The following is a 15,677-nucleotide window of genomic DNA, read 5'->3' as shown; positions in this document are numbered from 1 at the left end:
AATATGAATGAGCAAGTAATTATTATTGGGGGCGGGCCTTGCGGTCTGGCAGCAGCGATCGCATTAAAGCGCCGGGGAATTGATGCAGCTATTATCGAAAAGAAAAATATTGTCCACAGCATTTATGAGTACCCCGTACACCAGACGTTTTTCAGCTCTGCGGATAAACTTGAAATCGGCGGCCATCCTTTTCCGGTTGTAGACCGAAAGCCCCGGCGCCAGGAGGCTTTAGTTTATTACCGCAAAGTAGCGGAAGCGGAAAAACTGCGTATTTACAATTACGAAGAAGTGCAGACGATCCTGGAAACGGAGGAAGGTTATCTGGTGCAAACTGAAACGCTGCAGGGTGAGACCCGGGAGTGGAAAGCTCCTCACGTTATCATAGCCACCGGCTACTATGATAATCCAAATCATATGGGCGTGCCTGGAGAAAGCCTGCCGCATGTAAAGCATTACTTTGAAGAAGCCCATCCTCATTTTAATCAGAAAATCGTTATTATTGGCGGGAGAAATTCAGCTGTAGACGCTGCTCTTGCTCTTGAGCAGGTGAACGCTCAGGTGGCGGTTCTCTACCGGGGAGAGGAGTATTCTAAAAGCATTAAGCCGTGGATCCTCCCCGATTTTCAGGCAATGGTCCGGCGCGGCGCAGCCCGGATGGAATTTGAAGCAGACGTGGTGCGTATTGAGCCCGATCAGGTTGTTTATGAACAAGGGGGCGTCTCCCATTCCGTGCCGGCTGATTTTGTTTTCGCCATGACCGGCTATCATCCATCGAGAGCTTTTTTCCGCCAGCTCGGTATTGCTGTTGATGAACAGTCAGGCCGTCCGTCCTTTGATGAGGAAACGATGGAAACAAACCGGGAAAACGTTTATATTGCCGGAGTTATAGCCGCAGGAGATGAAGCGAACGAGATATTTATCGAAAACGGACGCTTTCATGGAGAGAAAATAGCGGAAAATATAGCACGAAAAAAAGCCACTTCGTTTTAATAAACTGGTGGCTTTTTTAATGTGGAGGGGATGCTACTCAATGTGTTCAAAGCAGTCGCGGATAGCTTCGAGCGGCCGTTTTTCATCGAGGGCAGCGAGCAGCTTCAGGCGCGCCTTCTGGCCGTTCAGCCCGTTCGTAAAAATAACGCCCTTTTGCTTCAGCTGGTAGCCGCCTCCTTCATAGCTGTAGGTAGCCTGGACGACACCGCTGTGGCAGCGGGAAACAAGGACCACAGGCACCTGTTTGGCAATCGAATCCTCAAGCAGCGGAACGATGGTTGGAGGAATGTTGCCCTGACCGAATGCTTCGATAATAATACCGTCAAGCGGCTGGTTAAGCAGCGGGGAAAGCAAAGCAGCATCCATGCCGGCTGCCATTTTTAAAAGTAGAACCTTCTTATTCATATGGACCGGCGAAAAATGCTCGCGGCTTGCCGGGTAGTGATGGATAAATATTTCGTTGTTCGTCACAAAGCCGAGCGGACCGTATTGCGGACTCTGAAATGTGGCAATATTGGACGAATGGGTTTTTGTCACGTTTTTTGCAGAATGGATTTCTTCGTTTAAAACGACGAGAACTCCGATGCTCCGGGCTTTCTCGCTTGCGGCAGTACGGACCGCTGCCAGGAAATTCTGGGGGCCGTCAGCGCTGATTTCGTTGCTAGAACGCATTGCGCCTGTCACTACCACCGGCAGGTCTTTGTCATGAAAAAGATCGAGCGCATAGGCAGTTTCTTCCAGGGTGTCAGTGCCATGCGTAATAACGACACCGTCATATGTATCCTCGGAAAGCTTTTCAAGCATATGCTCGTGTAAAGAGAGCATGTGCTCCGGAGTAATATGAGGAGACGGGAGATGCAGGAAATCGCTCGTAACAATCTCAGCAATTTGATTGGCAATGCGGCTCCAGTGGCTTAAAGGGTTGTGAAGCCCCGGCTCCACGCCGCTTTCTTCTGTCTGGGTCATGGCGATCGTGCCGCCTGTGTGGATAACTAGTATTTTTTTCATTTCAATTCCTCCTCGTCGGCCCGGCTGTGGCTGGCATTATTCTTTTACGAATTTGAACATAGCATGATACGATACGTTTAACAAGAGAGGGTGAGAACGAAAGGTGATCGCACTGATTATGGCGGCCCTGGCGCCGGCTGTTGCTTTACTGATATATTTCACATTAAAACGCCGGGCGGACGTGGAGCGGAGGCTGCCGGTCATCCGTGCGTTTGTCATAGGGGTACTGATTGTATTCCCGGTGCTTGTGATCGAACATGCGCTTGAAACAGAAGGGGTAAGCATGCCGCTTTTTGCGGCGCAGTATACCCAGGCGGCCTTGCTCGAGGAAGGCATCAAGTTTTTCCTCCTGTATACGTTTGTGCTTCGATTTGCCCCGATTAAAAATACTTACGACGGTGTTATTTACGGGCTTTCCCTGTCGCTTGGCTTTGCTTCGCTTGAAAACATCCTGTACTTAATTGCAAACGGCATAGAAACGGCTGTTACCAGAGCCCTGCTCCCAGTGACGGTGCATGCGCTCCTGGGTGTGATTATGGGTTATTATGCGGTATCAGCGAAACGCGCCTCCCGTCATGGCAGGCGCCTCTTCTCTTTTTTTCTTGCTCTTGCGATTCCGCTTATCTTCCACGGGCTGTACGACTATATATTAAGCGCTTCTTTAGGCAATATTCTGTATTATCTTATCCCGTTCATGCTATTTTTGTGGTGGTTTGCGTTGTCGAAAGCAAATAAAGCCAATGCGAAATAACAACTCGAAAGGACGAAGCTACTATGTCAGAAGACCGCCGTTACCGCGTTGTTATCCGCTGTCCAAAATGCGGGGAAAAGTACATTCTACGCGGCAGAAAGAACAAGGCCGGGGAAATGGAAACAGGTTTTCGCCGCTGCGTCTGTGGCAATGAAAACCAGCTGCATGTTGATATTGCACCGGAATAAAAAGGTTACTTGCAATATCGATTCGTTTCATGTACTTTGGAAAGTAATCATATAACGTTTCTTATCAAGAGAGATGGAGGGATCGGCCCTTGGAAGTCTCAGCAACCAGCCGCAGGTGAAGCGGTCAGGTGCTAACTCCTGCAAGCTGTGCTTGCGAGATGAGAAGAAGTATTGCATGCCAAGGTCTTCTTCTGTCTAAGGAAGAAGGCCTTTTCGTACATTTAATGCATTAATTTTACAGAAATGAGGGCTGTGACATGTCAAAGCAACTGCAGATAGAAACCATCCTGGCACAACTGGGTAATAATTCCGACCCGCGGACCGGAGCGATCAATCCTCCTGTTTATTTTTCCACAGCGTATAAACATACAGGTATAGGAGAATCGACGGGATACGACTATTCCCGGACGGCCAACCCGACGAGGGACCTGCTTGAAAACGGTATCGCCGCGCTTGAAGGAGGTAAACACGGGTTTGCCCTCAGCTCGGGGATGGCTGCGATCCAGACGCTGTTTGCGATATTTGAAACCGGTGATGAAGTGATTGCAACAAGCGATATTTACGGCGGCACGTACCGTCTGTTCGAAGAAGGATGGCGGCACTGGGGCGTCACGGTTACATACGGTGACCCGAGGGATCTCGAAGCATTTGAACAGCTGATAACAGATAAAACAAAAGCGCTGTTTATCGAGACGCCAACGAACCCGCTGATGCAGGAAGCGGATCTGAAGGAGCTTTCGCTGCTCGCGAAAAAGCACGGTGCCTGGCTTATTGTGGACAATACGTTTTATACGCCAGTGCTTCAGCGCCCGATAGAAGAAGGGGCGGACATTGTGGTGCACTCGGCCTCGAAATATTTAGGCGGACACAATGACTTGATTGCCGGACTGATTGTATCCAATGTGGACGAGCTTTCTGAAAAAATTGGGGCACTTCAAAACGGCATGGGTACAATTTTAAGCCCGTTTGATTCCTGGCTGCTGATGCGGGGGATGAAAACCTTAAAACTCCGCATGAAGCAGCATACAGAAAACGGCAAAGCCATCGCAGAGTATCTCAGCGGTCATGAAAAGGTAACAGACGTGCTTTACTCGGGCCGGGGCGGAATGCTCTCCTTCCGTCTTGAAAACGAAGAGTGGGTAGATTCATTTTTACGAAACATTAAAATCATCACGTTTGCAGAAAGTCTGGGCGGGGTTGAAAGCTTTATTACGTATCCGGCAACACAGACACACGCAGATATGCCGGAAGCGGTACGGGTTCAAAACGGCGTTGATAACCGTCTTCTCCGCTTCAGCATCGGCATAGAGGATAAGGACGATTTAATTGAAGATCTCGAACAGGCGCTCAGAGCGCTGTAACTCATAAGCACAAGCAGGAGAGGGGCAAGGCTATGAACGTACTCGAAAAACTCGATTTCTCGATTTTGATCGGCGACGGGGCAATGGGCACGTATCTTTACCAGAAAGGCTATAAGGGCTCGTTTGAAGCTATGAATTTAACGGACCCTGAGGCTGTGGAGCATGCTCACCGGGAATACGCAGAAGCCGGGGCGGATATTCTCCAGACAAATACCTACGCGGCGAACCGGGTGAAGCTTGAAGGCTACGGGCTTGAAGATAAAGTGCAGGATATTAACCGGGCCGGCGTGCGGCTGGCTAGGAAGGCTTCCGGCGGCTCGGCTTATGTATTTGCTACAGTCGGAGGGATTAAAGGCGTTCAGGTGAGCGAACATTCAGATGAGTTTCTAAATCAGGCGCTGCAGGAACAGGTGAATGTCTTTTTGGCGGAACCGGTGGATGGTCTGCTGCTCGAAACGTTTTACGACCTCCCCGAGCTTCTGCAGATCGTCCGTTACATCCGCAGTAAAGATGAAGAGATTCCTGTTATTGCCCAGGTGGCACTTGGTGATGTCGGTGTCATGCATGGGGGAGTGCAGATCACTGAAGCCTTCAGCCGGATCGAGGATGCCGGCGCTTCAGTGGTCGGACTCAACTGCAGGATGGGCCCGTATCATATATTGAAATCGCTTGAGCAGGCGGAATTAACCGGACGGGCATATTATTCGGCTTATCCTAACGCCAGTCTTCCAAACTGGTATGACGGTCGTTACGTGTACCAGTCCAACCCGGAGTACTTTTATAAGCAGGCTTTCCGCTTTAAAGAACAGGGCATCCGTCTGATTGGCGGCTGCTGCGGCACGACGCCTGAGCATGTCCGCATGATAGCGGAAGCCGTTAAACACGACGTTCCGGAAAAGACGAAGCGCCCGGTAAAGGTAAAAGCTCCGGCGGCTGAGGCGACAGCCGATAAGGAACCGGTTGTGCCCCTCCATGAAAAAGTGAAAACCGAGAAAGCGGTCATCGTAGAGCTTGACCCACCGAAAAAACTGAAAACAGGAAAATTTATACGCGGATCCCAGGCGCTTCATGACGCAGGAGCGGATGCAGTTACGCTTGCCGATAATTCCCTTGCTTCCCCGCGGATTGACAATCTCGCTATGGGAGCTATGCTCAAGCAGCAGACCTCTGCCAGGCCACTTTTGCATATCGCCTGCCGGGACCGGAATCTGATCGGCCTGCAGTCCCATCTGCTGGGGCTTCACACAATTGGCGTGCGGGACCTGCTGGCGATTACCGGCGATCCTTCGAAGGTCGGGGATTTTCCAGGGGCGAAGTCTGTATATGATGCGAACTCCGTATCCCTTATCTCTCTGATACGGGAAATGAACGAAGGGCGGCTGTTTTCCGGGAAGTCCCTTGGAGAAAAGACGAATTTCTCCATCGGGGGAGCGTTTAACCCGAATGTGCTTCATATTGATAAAGCTGTAAAAAGGCTGGAAAAGAAAGTGAATGCAGGGGCGCATTATTTTATGAGCCAGCCGGTGTATGACATTGAACGGATTGAAACGATCCATGAAGCGGTCAGGGGACTCGGAGCGCCCGTGTTTATCGGCATCATGCCTCTTGTGAGCGCGGGAAATGCAGAGTTTCTTCACAATGAGGTTCCGGGGATTCAGTTAACCGGGGATACGCGGAAGCGGATGGCGGCCTGCGGGAACGATTCCGAAGCAGCCCAACGGGAAGGCATCGCTATCGCAAAAGAACTGATTGATGAAACGCTCCGCTATTTTAACGGTATTTATTTAATCACACCGTTTCTGCGCTATGAAATCACGGCCGAGCTGACAAAATATGTACGGGAGCAGGCTGGTGCCGGTGCAACAGAAATTTAACACTGTTTCTTTTTATCCGATATATATAGTAAAAGGGGTTTTAGCTATTGTACGAGATTGGAAGCGTTTGGCATCTGCATGAAAACATAAAAACGAAAGAACCACATGACAACGATACCCAATATAAATCCCAGCTGCTTGATGCAGATGAACATACGTTCACGATTGCTATGCCTGCAGAAAAAGAGACTGGTAAAATTATTGCCTTTCAGGCAGGCAGAGCAGTCCATGTATGGTTTGTCGGGGAGGACAGTGCTGTTTATTCGTTTCGTTCTAAAGTGCTTTCCCGTCAAAAAGGGCACATACCAGCACTGATCATTGAACGGCCTGCAAAAAAGGAATGGCAGCGGGTGCAGCGCAGAAATTATGTACGCGTGGAAACAAGCGTCAATACAGCTGTACACGGCCATTACCGTCCGTTCACTACGGTGACGGTAAATGTGAGCGGCGGTGGATGCATGATCGTCGTGCCGCCAAAAGCAAAGCTGCTTGAAGATGAACAGGTGCAGATCACGCTCGCTTTTCCAATGGAGGACGGGGCGATGCATTACCTGCATTGTACTGCTGCGGTTAGAAGAGTGCTGGAAAAAGAAGAGCGCCGGCCGAAGAGGGCAAGCATGGAGTTTTTGGATCTGGCCGAAAAAGAGCGTCAGGCAGTAATACGATACTGCTTTGAACGGCAGCGCTCCGCAGCGAAACATGAAAAACGAATCGGAAGCTAGTATGTTAGACCGCCGAAGCGGTCTTTTTCTGTTTGTAAAGTACCGGGAAATGAAAAGTTCGGCAGGTGCCATATATGCAAACGGGACGAAATATGTTAGTTTTGAAAATGATGAGCAGATGCTACATGTTCAACAATCTAATGGGCGGGGTGCAGGAGGATGAGGAAAATCAATATTGCTATTGACGGGCCGGCCGGTGCTGGGAAAAGCACTGTATCGAAAGGATGTGCCGTGCAGCTTGATTATACATACATCGATACAGGAGCAATGTACCGGGCGCTGTCGTTAAAGGCGCTGCGCACAGGCACGCCCCTGGACGACGGTGGAAAAATGACGGAGCTGTTAAAAGCCGCCAGCATCCGTCTTGTCGGTAACCCGAAGGTGAGCGAAGTATACCTCGACGGGGAAGACGTGTCTGAAGCTATCCGTACGAGCGAGGTGGACAGCGTTGTATCTCTGACCGCGGCTCACCTTGGTGTACGTGAGGAAATGGCTCTGAAGCAGCGCCGGCTTGCGGCAGAAAAGGGAGCGGTGCTCGATGGCCGGGATATCGGCACTACCATTCTTCCGGATGCGGAATTAAAAATATTCCTGGTTGCTTCAGCAGAAGAGCGTGCACTTCGAAGGTACAAGGAGGTGCAGGAGCGTGGCACCCCGGCGGATTACGATGAAATTTATGAAGCGATCATTCACCGGGACGAGTTCGATAAAGCCAGGGAGCATTCTCCGCTAAAAAAAGCAGAGGATGCTGTGGAGATTGATACGACTGCTCTTACCATCCCGGAAGTTATCACCAGGATCACAGCGCTCGCAGAAGAGAAGGTGAATCAGTCTCATGATGTATAATATCGTAAAGTATTCTGCTTACTTTCTTGCGGTTATTTTTATGCGTGTCCGGGTGACCGGAAGAGAGAACGTGCCGAAGGAAGGGCCGGTTCTGATCTGTTCGAATCATATCAGCAACTTTGATCCGCCTCTGCTTGCCACTCATATTCGCAGAAAAGTGCACTTTATGGCTAAAAGCGAATTGTTTAATAAAAAAATTCTGGGTTTTATTATGTATTTTGTCGGAGCGTTTCCCGTCCGCAGAGGCGTGGTAGACCGAAAGTCATTAAAACAGGGAATTCAATTTTTAAACGAGGGACAGGTTTTATGTCTTTTTCCTGAGGGTACTAGGAGTAAAAGCGGGGAAATAGGAAAAGGATTAACCGGCGCCGGTTTTTTTGCTCTCCGTTCAGACGCAGCAGTAGTTCCGGTTGCTATCAGCGGCCGTTACGGTCTGTTCAGGCGTGTGAATGTAGTGATAGGCCGGCCGGTGCCTATGCAGGACCTTCGGACGAATAAAGCGAAAGCTGAAGAAGCGACCGAAGTAATCATGGAAGAAATTAAAGCCGTTCATCATCAGGCAAAGACAGGCACCAGCCAGCTGCAGTCCGGTTAACACTTCAAAATCCCCAAAAACCCCATAGACAGGATTTAAGGACACTGAAGGAGGCAATGGTCAATGGCAGATGAAATGAACAACGAACTTGAAGGTATGAAAGAGTTTAACGTGGGAGATATCATTACTGCCACAGTAACAAAGGTAGAGGAAAAACAGGCGTACGCGGATGCCGGTTATAAAGTGGATGCGGTTATTCCGATCAGCGAACTTTCAAGCCTGCACGTAGAAAAAGTAGACGATGTGCTCAAGGAAGGAGATCAGCTCGAATTCAAAGTAACAAAAATGGAAGATGATGAGCTGGTTCTCTCCCGCCGGGCAGCACTTGCTGATAAATCCTGGGGCGAGCTTCAGGAAAAGTATGAATCCGGCGATGTTATTGAAGCCCAGGTGGCTGAAATTGTCAAAGGCGGGCTTGTGGTCGATCTAGGCGTGCGTGGCTTTATCCCGGCTTCGCTCGTGGAAAGATATTACGTGGAGGATTTTTCAGATTATCAAGGGAAAACATTAAGACTAAAAATTGCAGAAATAGATCCGGAAGAAAACAAGCTGATTTTATCTCAGCGTGCTGTTCTGGACGAGGAGGCCGAAGTGAAGAAGAAAGAAGTGCTTGAAAACTTGAATGTAGGAGATACGGTGAAAGGAACAGTGCAGCGCCTGACTAACTTTGGCGCATTTGTGGATGTCGGCGGTGTCGACGGTCTTGTCCACATTTCGCAGATGGCTCATCACCGTGTAGAATCACCAGGAGAAATCGTCAACGAAGGCGATGAGATCGAAGTAAAAATCTTAGCTGTTGATCCGGACAGCGAAAGAGTTTCTCTGTCGATTAAAGATACCCTTCCTGGACCATGGACAACTATTGAAGGACAAATCGAAGCCGGAGATGTTATTGATGGTCAGGTAAAACGACTGGTCAGCTTCGGCGCATTCGTTGAAGTGGCTCCTGGAGTGGAAGGTCTTGTCCACATTTCCCAAATCGCGAACCGTCACATCGGAACGCCGGGAGAGGTGCTTGAAGAAGGGCAGGCAGTTACAGCAAAAGTACTTGATATTAATCCTGCCGAGCATCGTATTTCCTTAAGCATCAGAGAACTTGAAAATCCTGAAACCAGTGATTCGAAAGTTCAAAGCGAATACGAAGCACCGGAAGAAGATCACGCTGGCTTCTCTCTTGGAGATATGGTCGGCGATCAGTTGAAAAAATATAAAAAGTAAGGAGATTTGCTTGTGTCGCGGGCTAGGCGGAAACAGGATCACATTGAATATGCTTTATCCACAGGTTTTTCAGCCGAAAGCAGTTTAGATGACATTCAATTTGTCCATCAAAGTCTGCCTGACTCAGCTTCTCTTTATACAGATGCATCAGTAGAAATCGGCGGACTTTCGTTAAGTTCGCCGATTCTTATTAATGCAATGACGGGTGGAGGCGGCAGTGAAACAGCCGCTGTTAACGCGTCACTGGCAGAAGCTGCAGCAGCAACTGGCGTTGCTATGGCAGTCGGATCCCAAACATCGGCCATCAAAAATGAGCAGGAATCCTATACATACAAAATCGTACGGGAAAAAAATCCTGATGGTGTTATTTTTGCCAATACGGGAAGTGAAGTAAGCGTGGAGCAGGCTGTCCAGGCGGTTGAAATGATTCAGGCTGATGCTCTTCAGATTCATTTGAACGTCATTCAGGAGCTTGTTATGCCTGAAGGGGACAGGGATTTCCAGGGAGCCCTGGACCGGATTGAACGTATTGCGAATGAGCTTTCTGTTCCGGTAATTGTAAAAGAAGTAGGGTTTGGCATTTCTTTTGAAACGGCAGCCAAGCTGCGCAGCTCCGGAGTAGCCATTATTGACGCGGGGGGCAGCGGAGGGACGAATTTTTCCATGATTGAAAACAAAAGACGGGATCGTCCGTTTGCTTTTTTCGATCAATGGGGTATCCCTACAGCGGCGGCCATCGCCGAAACCGTACACGCCTGGCACCCTGGCAGCGTGATTGGCTCAGGAGGTGTAAGGCACGGCCTGGACGTCGCAAGGATTATTGCACTTGGAGGCAGTGCAAGCGGAATGGCAGGCGCCGTCCTGCGGGAAGCGAAAGAAAGCGGAGCAGAGGGCGCCGCTTCTTTTCTCCGGCAGATACAGGAGGAACTGAAAACAGTAATGACAGCGGTCGGGGCTCAAAACATTCATGAACTGCAAAAGGCTCCCATTGTTCTGCGCGGAGAAACGGCCCACTGGCTGAAAGAGCGCGGCATTGACACTTCTGTATACAGCCGGCGTTCGATATAAATTAAGTGAAAGCAACCAGGCGCATTTTTCGTGCCTGGTTTTTTCCTTGTTTTACCCGCTGGATACAAATTTGGGGGAGAGGAACGGATCTGTTTCATGTTATGATAATGAAGATAGATTTAGAGACAGAAAGGAATCAAAATGATGGTAAAACCTACAGTCGCCATTGTCGGCAGGCCAAATGTCGGCAAATCAACAATATTTAACCGTATTATCGGAGAACGAATGGCTATCGTCGAAGACGAGCCGGGTATTACAAGAGACAGGCTTTACGGGGAAGGTGAATGGCTGCATCGCTTCTTTCACGTGATTGACACCGGAGGCATCGAACTGAATGATGAACCTCTGCTCACTCAAATTCGGGAGCAGGCTAAGCTTGCTATCGATGAGGCAGACGTCATTATTTTTATCGTGAACGGGCGGGACGGCATTACGGCTTCAGATGAAGAAGTCGCAGATATTCTGCTTCGATCCAAAAAACCGGTCATCACGGCCGTGAATAAAATAGACAACTATGAAATGCGTGAGCAGATGTATGAGTTTTACTCCCTTGGACTCGGAGAAGTATTTCCGATTTCCGGCTCCCACGGGCTTGGCCTTGGTGATCTGCTTGATGAAGTACTCGAACGGTTTCCCGTGGAGGATGAAGAAGAAAAGGACGATGACACGATTCATATGGCAGTCATCGGCCAGCCGAACGTGGGGAAATCCTCTCTCGTGAACGCAGTGCTCGGAGAAGAACGGGTAATTGTGAGCGAAATTCCCGGTACAACGAGGGATGCGGTGGACACGGAGTTCGAAAAAGACGACCAGAAATACAGCATCATTGACACGGCAGGAATGCGCCGGCGCGGAAAAGTGTATGAAAAAGCAGAAAAATACAGTGTTCTCCGGGCGATGCGTGCCATGGAACGGGCTGATGTAGCTGTTGTCGTTCTCGACGGCGAAGCAGGCATCCGGGAGCAGGACAAAAAAGTAGCAGGCTACGCGCACGACTCCGGCCGGGCTATCGTTATTGTAGTTAACAAATGGGATGTAGTGGAAAAAGACGACAAAACGATGCACCGGTTCACCGAAGAAATTCGGGAGGAGTTCCAGTTCCTGGACTATGCACCGATCGTTTTCCTGTCTGCCAAAACGAAGCGGAGAATGCAGAACCTGCTTCCGGTAGTGCGTCAGGTGGCTGAAAATCATCACGTACGGGTGCCTACCAACGTGCTAAATGAAGTTATTATGGATGCGGTGATTATGAACCCGACCCCAACTCACAGTAACAAACGCCTGCGTATTAATTTTGCAACACAGGTCGCCTCAGGCCCTCCGGTTATTGTGTTGTTTGTAAATGACCCGGAGCTGCTGCATTTTTCATATCGCAGGTATTTGGAAAACAAATGCCGCGAAGCTTTCTCGTTTGAAGGCACACCGCTTCGAATCGTGGCCAGAAAGAAAAACGAATAGCAGACGGAAATGGTTTGGTAAGGGGAGAGTGCAATGGGAGTAATTCTTGCAGTTGTGATTGGCTATCTAATCGGCTCAGTTAGTTTTAGTTATCTATTTGTACAGCGTATAAAAAAGGTGGATGTGCGTTCTGTTGGAAGCGGCAATGCCGGTGCTACCAACACCCGCCGGGTCCTGGGCACGAAATGGGCGGTGGTGGTGCTGCTTTTGGACGTGCTGAAGGGAATGGTGGCCGTCTGGCTCGGCTTCTTTTTTCAATGGGCAGCCTCGGGCCTGCTGCCAGGATTTTTGTCGTTAAGCCAGATGGAGGGCCTGGCTCCCGCTCTTGGCGGTCTTGCCGCTGTGCTTGGGCATAACTGGCCGGTCTATTTCGGCTTCCGCGGCGGTAAAGGCGTGGCCACGGCCATCGGAGTTATCAGCGTACTCGTCTTTTTTCCGGCAATCTATGTCGGAATCATAGCGATTGCAGCTATTGCAGTTACCGGTTACGTGTCTCTTGGTTCTCTATTGTTTGCTGTTTTGACCCCGGTTGCGGTTTTCTATACCCAGTCCACCAACGGACATCCAGAGACCTATTTGTATTTAACCGTTTTCCTCGGCCTTCTTTCGATATGGAAGCACCGTACAAATATCGTCCGCCTGCTGCGTGGCAATGAAAGCTCATTGTATAAAAAGAGCAGTGAAGGATAAAAGGAGTTAAAAGCATGAAAAAACAGGCAGCTGTTATCGGAGCAGGGAGCTGGGGAACGGCCCTGGCTTCTGTGTTAGGAAAAAATCAGCATGGGGTGCGTCTTTGGTGCCGCAGAGAAGCGCTGGCTGAAGAAATTAACACCACACACAAAAACGAAGGCTATTTAAAAGGGATTGTACTGCCGGAAAATATAGTGGCTACAACGGACATAAAGGAAGCAGCAGCAGAGGCTTCCTTTATTGTTCTTGCGGTCCCGAGCGGAGCCGTCAGAAAAATCGCCCGGGATTTAATGCCGTATCTTCAGAAGGACACTATAGTTGTACACGCGGCTAAAGGTATTGAGCCTGAATCGTTTTTAAGGGTATCGCAAATTCTCGAAGAAGAGTGGGCCGGTCTTTCTTTTCAGGGAATGGCAGTACTTTCAGGGCCAAGCCACGCAGAAGAAGTGGCAGAGCAGCAGCCGACCACTGTCGCAGTGTCCGGCACGTCTGAGTACGTACAGACCCGTGTCCAGGAGCTGTTTATGAATCAGGCTTTCCGTGTATACACCAACGATGATTTTCTCGGTGTCGAGCTTGGGGGGGCACTGAAAAACATTATTGCCCTCGGCATCGGTCTTACGTCAGGACTTGGATACGGTGATAACGCAAAAGCTGCCTTAATGACAAGAGGGCTGGCGGAAATCACCCGGCTCGGGACCCATCTGGGTGCATCTCCGCTCACTTTTACCGGGCTTTCGGGTCTTGGGGATTTGATCGTTACATGTACAAGTGAACACAGCCGGAACTGGCGGGCTGGAAATCAAATCGGCTCAGGTAAAAGCCTCGAAGACGTTCTGGAGCAGATGGGGATGGTTGTGGAAGGCGTGCGCACTACTGAAGCTGTCTACCACTGGTCCCGTTCGCTTGGAGTGGAGATGCCGATTACAGAAGGATTGTACAAAGTACTGTTTGAACACGTGCCGCCGGAAAAAATGGCGAAATCCCTGATGGAGCGTGGGAAGAAAAATGAGAAGGAGCACTCCATCATGCTGCTTGATGATAATAATTAATGCGCCGGTTACGTTTAAAGGCGCCCCTTTTGCTTTCTAAAAGGGCTTGTGCTAAAATTTTTCAAGACAAACAGCAGCGGCAGAAGGCAGCAGAAGTTGATTGGAGGACTTACGGTGGCTAATTTCGATCACGAAAAAATAAAAGAAGGTGTCAGGCTGATTCTTGAAGGCGTTGGTGAAGATGCCGGCCGTGAAGGCCTGCTTGACACACCGGATAGAGTAGCCCGTTTATACCAGGAGGTTTTTGCCGGGCTGCATGAATCAGCAGACGAGCATTTAAAAACCGTATTTGGGGAAGATCACGAGGAACTGGTGCTGGTAAAAGACATACCGTTTTTTTCGATGTGCGAGCATCATTTAGTTCCTTTTTTCGGTAAGGCTCACGTAGCCTACATCCCGAAAGGCGGCATGGTGACAGGCCTCAGTAAGCTGGCCCGGACCGTAGAAACGATTGCGAAACGTCCGCAGCTTCAGGAACGTATCACCTATACTATCGCAAACGAAATTGTTTCGACGCTTGAACCTCACGGGGTGATGGTCGTGCTTGAAGCAGAACATATGTGTATGACCATGCGCGGCGTGAAGAAACCGGGATCTATGACGGTAACTTCCGCAGTGAGAGGAACATTCGAAGGAGATCAGGCGGCAAGGAGCGAGGTTCTGTCGCTTATTAAGCACTGATCTCGAGCAGATAAAAACGAGGCGCCTGCAGAGAGCGGGCGCTTTACCATGAGAACAAAACGAAAACAGGGAGGGTCTTAAATGCAGAATGGAGATGATTTTATCGTCATCCGTGCAGAAGAAGACGGTGTCAACGTCATGGGCTTGACCCGCGGCAAGGACACCCGTTTTCATCACTTGGAGAAATTAGATGGCGGAGAAGTGCTCATCGCCCAGTTTACCGAACATACTTCTGCGATCAAGGTGCGCGGCAACGCGGTTATACAAACGAGCTACGGCGAAATGAAGGCAGGCAGCGGGGAAGATTAACTTAATCTTTCTTGGAAGCAAAGAGGGTGTGCTATAATTGGGTAGCATAGAACGCAAGAAATGAAATCACCAGCATTTAAGGGGTTGGGGGAAGCGGCATGAACAACTACTGGACACCATGTGCAGAGGAAATAAAAAAAGAGTTTCAGCGCCTGACCCAGCACTCGTATATTGAGGAGAAAATCGGGCTGCCGGAAGCGCACGAAGAAACGATCCACCTTCTGCTTGAGGCATTAAGCGAAGCAAAAGTGCCCCGGGAACGGATGGTGGAACAAATTGCAGCTGTACTGCTCGTTCAATCGGCGTTTAAAGCTCATGAACAGATTCAGCTGCATAACGACGGCGATGACAAAAAAATAAGACAGCTGATGATTCTGAACGGGGATTTGATGAGCAGTCTTTACTACCGTTTGCTCAGTACTGCCTTTCATCAGGAAATCCTTCTTGTTTTTACATCGGCAATCCGAAGCATGAATGAAGCGAAAATGAAGCTGCATTTTGGTGAGTGCCGGAACCATACTGATATGCTTCAAACACTTAGAACGTGTGAAGCGGGCATTGTGGAAGCGGTTATCCATTTTTACGGACGCCCGTATCTTGCAGTGGCTTCCTCGTCTATTTTTGCCTTGAAAAGGCTGCTTCATGAATGGGAATGGTTTGGCCGTACCGAAGAATTTTCGGCCTGTGCCGCCCAGGTGCAGTACTGGGAAGGCCAATCGCAGAGCGCACAGCAAATATTAAAACAATTAATCGATCAAGAACACAGCTTTTTTCATCAGCAGGTTGAAAAAGACGAACAGCTCTCTGATACGCTGCAATCGTTAATGGATGAATGGATAGCTGTAGGTATTGAGTAAAAAGGGGTT

General features: G+C 49.4%; 17 protein-coding genes and 1 riboswitch. Of the genes, 16 read left to right on the top strand and 1 reads right to left on the bottom strand.

All coding sequences use genetic code 11. The features are described from left to right. Positions 1-3 precede the first annotated feature (3 nt). Positions 4-990, top strand: a complete 987-nt coding sequence (locus tag ACTRXI_RS09370) for a YpdA family putative bacillithiol disulfide reductase (protein ID WP_474262158.1) — start codon at positions 4-6, stop codon at positions 988-990. A 33-nt stretch (positions 991-1,023) separates the two neighbouring features. Here the strand turns inward: ACTRXI_RS09370 and ACTRXI_RS09365 are convergent, their stop codons facing one another. Next, positions 1,024-1,998 (bottom strand): asparaginase, encoded by a 975-nt coding sequence (locus tag ACTRXI_RS09365; protein ID WP_474262157.1) that lies wholly within the window; start codon positions 1,996-1,998, stop codon positions 1,024-1,026. 103 nt (positions 1,999-2,101) lie between these two features. Here ACTRXI_RS09365 and prsW point away from each other — a divergent pair, with 103 nt between their 5' ends. The 15 genes from prsW to ACTRXI_RS09290 all read left to right on the top strand — a co-directional run bounded on the left by prsW (position 2,102) and on the right by ACTRXI_RS09290 (position 15,668). Then, a complete protein-coding gene (prsW, locus tag ACTRXI_RS09360; protein WP_474262156.1) occupies positions 2,102-2,749 on the top strand; it encodes a glutamic-type intramembrane protease PrsW in 648 nt (215 codons plus the stop codon). Positions 2,750-2,772: 23 nt separating this feature from the next. Beyond that, positions 2,773-2,937 carry a hypothetical protein gene (locus ACTRXI_RS09355; protein WP_176967630.1) on the top strand — a complete coding sequence of 55 codons (165 nt, stop codon included), beginning with the start codon at positions 2,773-2,775 and terminating at the stop codon, positions 2,935-2,937. A gap of 58 nt (positions 2,938-2,995) precedes the next feature. Next, positions 2,996-3,102: riboswitch (SAM riboswitch) on the top strand. A gap of 92 nt (positions 3,103-3,194) precedes the next feature. Then, positions 3,195-4,298 (top strand): methionine biosynthesis PLP-dependent protein, encoded by a 1,104-nt coding sequence (locus tag ACTRXI_RS09350; RefSeq protein WP_474262155.1) that lies wholly within the window; start codon positions 3,195-3,197, stop codon positions 4,296-4,298. 32 nt (positions 4,299-4,330) lie between these two features. Next, on the top strand, positions 4,331-6,172 hold the full coding sequence (locus ACTRXI_RS09345) for a bifunctional homocysteine S-methyltransferase/methylenetetrahydrofolate reductase (RefSeq protein ID WP_474262154.1): 1,842 nt from the start codon (positions 4,331-4,333) through the stop codon (positions 6,170-6,172). A 47-nt stretch (positions 6,173-6,219) separates the two neighbouring features. Beyond that, the gene (locus ACTRXI_RS09340; RefSeq protein WP_474262153.1) at positions 6,220-6,894 is read left to right on the top strand and encodes a flagellar brake protein; all 675 of its coding nucleotides are present in this window, start codon (positions 6,220-6,222) and stop codon (positions 6,892-6,894) included. 159 nt (positions 6,895-7,053) lie between these two features. Beyond that, positions 7,054-7,740, top strand: a complete 687-nt coding sequence (gene cmk / locus ACTRXI_RS09335) for a (d)CMP kinase (RefSeq protein WP_462866543.1) — start codon at positions 7,054-7,056, stop codon at positions 7,738-7,740. Then, on the top strand, positions 7,730-8,335 hold the full coding sequence (locus ACTRXI_RS09330) for a lysophospholipid acyltransferase family protein (protein ID WP_322525154.1): 606 nt from the start codon (positions 7,730-7,732) through the stop codon (positions 8,333-8,335). The genes cmk and ACTRXI_RS09330 overlap by 11 nt, the downstream gene beginning before the upstream one ends. 63 nt (positions 8,336-8,398) lie before the next feature. Continuing rightward, on the top strand, positions 8,399-9,553 hold the full coding sequence (rpsA, locus tag ACTRXI_RS09325) for a 30S ribosomal protein S1 (protein WP_091611240.1): 1,155 nt from the start codon (positions 8,399-8,401) through the stop codon (positions 9,551-9,553). Between the two features lie 12 nt (positions 9,554-9,565). Next, positions 9,566-10,621, top strand: a complete 1,056-nt coding sequence (gene fni, locus ACTRXI_RS09320) for a type 2 isopentenyl-diphosphate Delta-isomerase (RefSeq protein ID WP_474262152.1) — start codon at positions 9,566-9,568, stop codon at positions 10,619-10,621. Between the two features lie 144 nt (positions 10,622-10,765). After that, a complete protein-coding gene (gene der, locus ACTRXI_RS09315; RefSeq protein WP_474262279.1) occupies positions 10,766-12,079 on the top strand; it encodes a ribosome biogenesis GTPase Der in 1,314 nt (437 codons plus the stop codon). Between the two features lie 33 nt (positions 12,080-12,112). Continuing rightward, the gene (gene plsY, locus ACTRXI_RS09310) at positions 12,113-12,769 is read left to right on the top strand and encodes a glycerol-3-phosphate 1-O-acyltransferase PlsY (RefSeq protein ID WP_474262151.1); all 657 of its coding nucleotides are present in this window, start codon (positions 12,113-12,115) and stop codon (positions 12,767-12,769) included. A 14-nt stretch (positions 12,770-12,783) separates the two neighbouring features. After that, the gene (locus ACTRXI_RS09305; RefSeq protein WP_474262150.1) at positions 12,784-13,821 is read left to right on the top strand and encodes an NAD(P)H-dependent glycerol-3-phosphate dehydrogenase; all 1,038 of its coding nucleotides are present in this window, start codon (positions 12,784-12,786) and stop codon (positions 13,819-13,821) included. A 114-nt stretch (positions 13,822-13,935) separates the two neighbouring features. Continuing rightward, positions 13,936-14,502, top strand: a complete 567-nt coding sequence (folE, locus tag ACTRXI_RS09300; protein ID WP_322525149.1) for a GTP cyclohydrolase I FolE — start codon at positions 13,936-13,938, stop codon at positions 14,500-14,502. An 81-nt stretch (positions 14,503-14,583) separates the two neighbouring features. After that, a complete protein-coding gene (gene mtrB, locus ACTRXI_RS09295) occupies positions 14,584-14,811 on the top strand; it encodes a trp RNA-binding attenuation protein MtrB (RefSeq protein ID WP_091611224.1) in 228 nt (75 codons plus the stop codon). A 98-nt stretch (positions 14,812-14,909) separates the two neighbouring features. Next, complete coding sequence (locus tag ACTRXI_RS09290) at positions 14,910-15,668, top strand: heptaprenyl diphosphate synthase component 1 (protein ID WP_474262149.1); 759 nt, start codon at positions 14,910-14,912, stop codon at positions 15,666-15,668. Positions 15,669-15,677 lie beyond the last annotated feature (9 nt).

It is taken from the genome of Marinococcus sp. LNHM4E3-1 (assembly GCF_056034405.1).
This window is presented reverse-complemented; position numbering and strand designations above follow the sequence as displayed.

Coding starts and splice junctions, on each gene's coding strand:
- ACTRXI_RS09370 (WP_474262158.1), top strand. CDS start 4: ATGAATGAGCAAGTAATTATTATTGGGGGCGGGCCTTGCGGTCTGGCA.
- ACTRXI_RS09365 (WP_474262157.1), bottom strand. CDS start 1,998: ATGAAAAAAATACTAGTTATCCACACAGGCGGCACGATCGCCATGACC.
- ACTRXI_RS09355 (WP_176967630.1), top strand. CDS start 2,773: ATGTCAGAAGACCGCCGTTACCGCGTTGTTATCCGCTGTCCAAAATGC.
- ACTRXI_RS09350 (WP_474262155.1), top strand. CDS start 3,195: ATGTCAAAGCAACTGCAGATAGAAACCATCCTGGCACAACTGGGTAAT.
- ACTRXI_RS09345 (WP_474262154.1), top strand. CDS start 4,331: ATGAACGTACTCGAAAAACTCGATTTCTCGATTTTGATCGGCGACGGG.
- cmk (WP_462866543.1), top strand. CDS start 7,054: ATGAGGAAAATCAATATTGCTATTGACGGGCCGGCCGGTGCTGGGAAA.
- ACTRXI_RS09330 (WP_322525154.1), top strand. CDS start 7,730: ATGATGTATAATATCGTAAAGTATTCTGCTTACTTTCTTGCGGTTATT.
- rpsA (WP_091611240.1), top strand. CDS start 8,399: ATGGCAGATGAAATGAACAACGAACTTGAAGGTATGAAAGAGTTTAAC.
- der (WP_474262279.1), top strand. CDS start 10,766: ATGGTAAAACCTACAGTCGCCATTGTCGGCAGGCCAAATGTCGGCAAA.
- plsY (WP_474262151.1), top strand. CDS start 12,113: ATGGGAGTAATTCTTGCAGTTGTGATTGGCTATCTAATCGGCTCAGTT.
- ACTRXI_RS09305 (WP_474262150.1), top strand. CDS start 12,784: ATGAAAAAACAGGCAGCTGTTATCGGAGCAGGGAGCTGGGGAACGGCC.
- mtrB (WP_091611224.1), top strand. CDS start 14,584: ATGCAGAATGGAGATGATTTTATCGTCATCCGTGCAGAAGAAGACGGT.
- ACTRXI_RS09290 (WP_474262149.1), top strand. CDS start 14,910: ATGAACAACTACTGGACACCATGTGCAGAGGAAATAAAAAAAGAGTTT.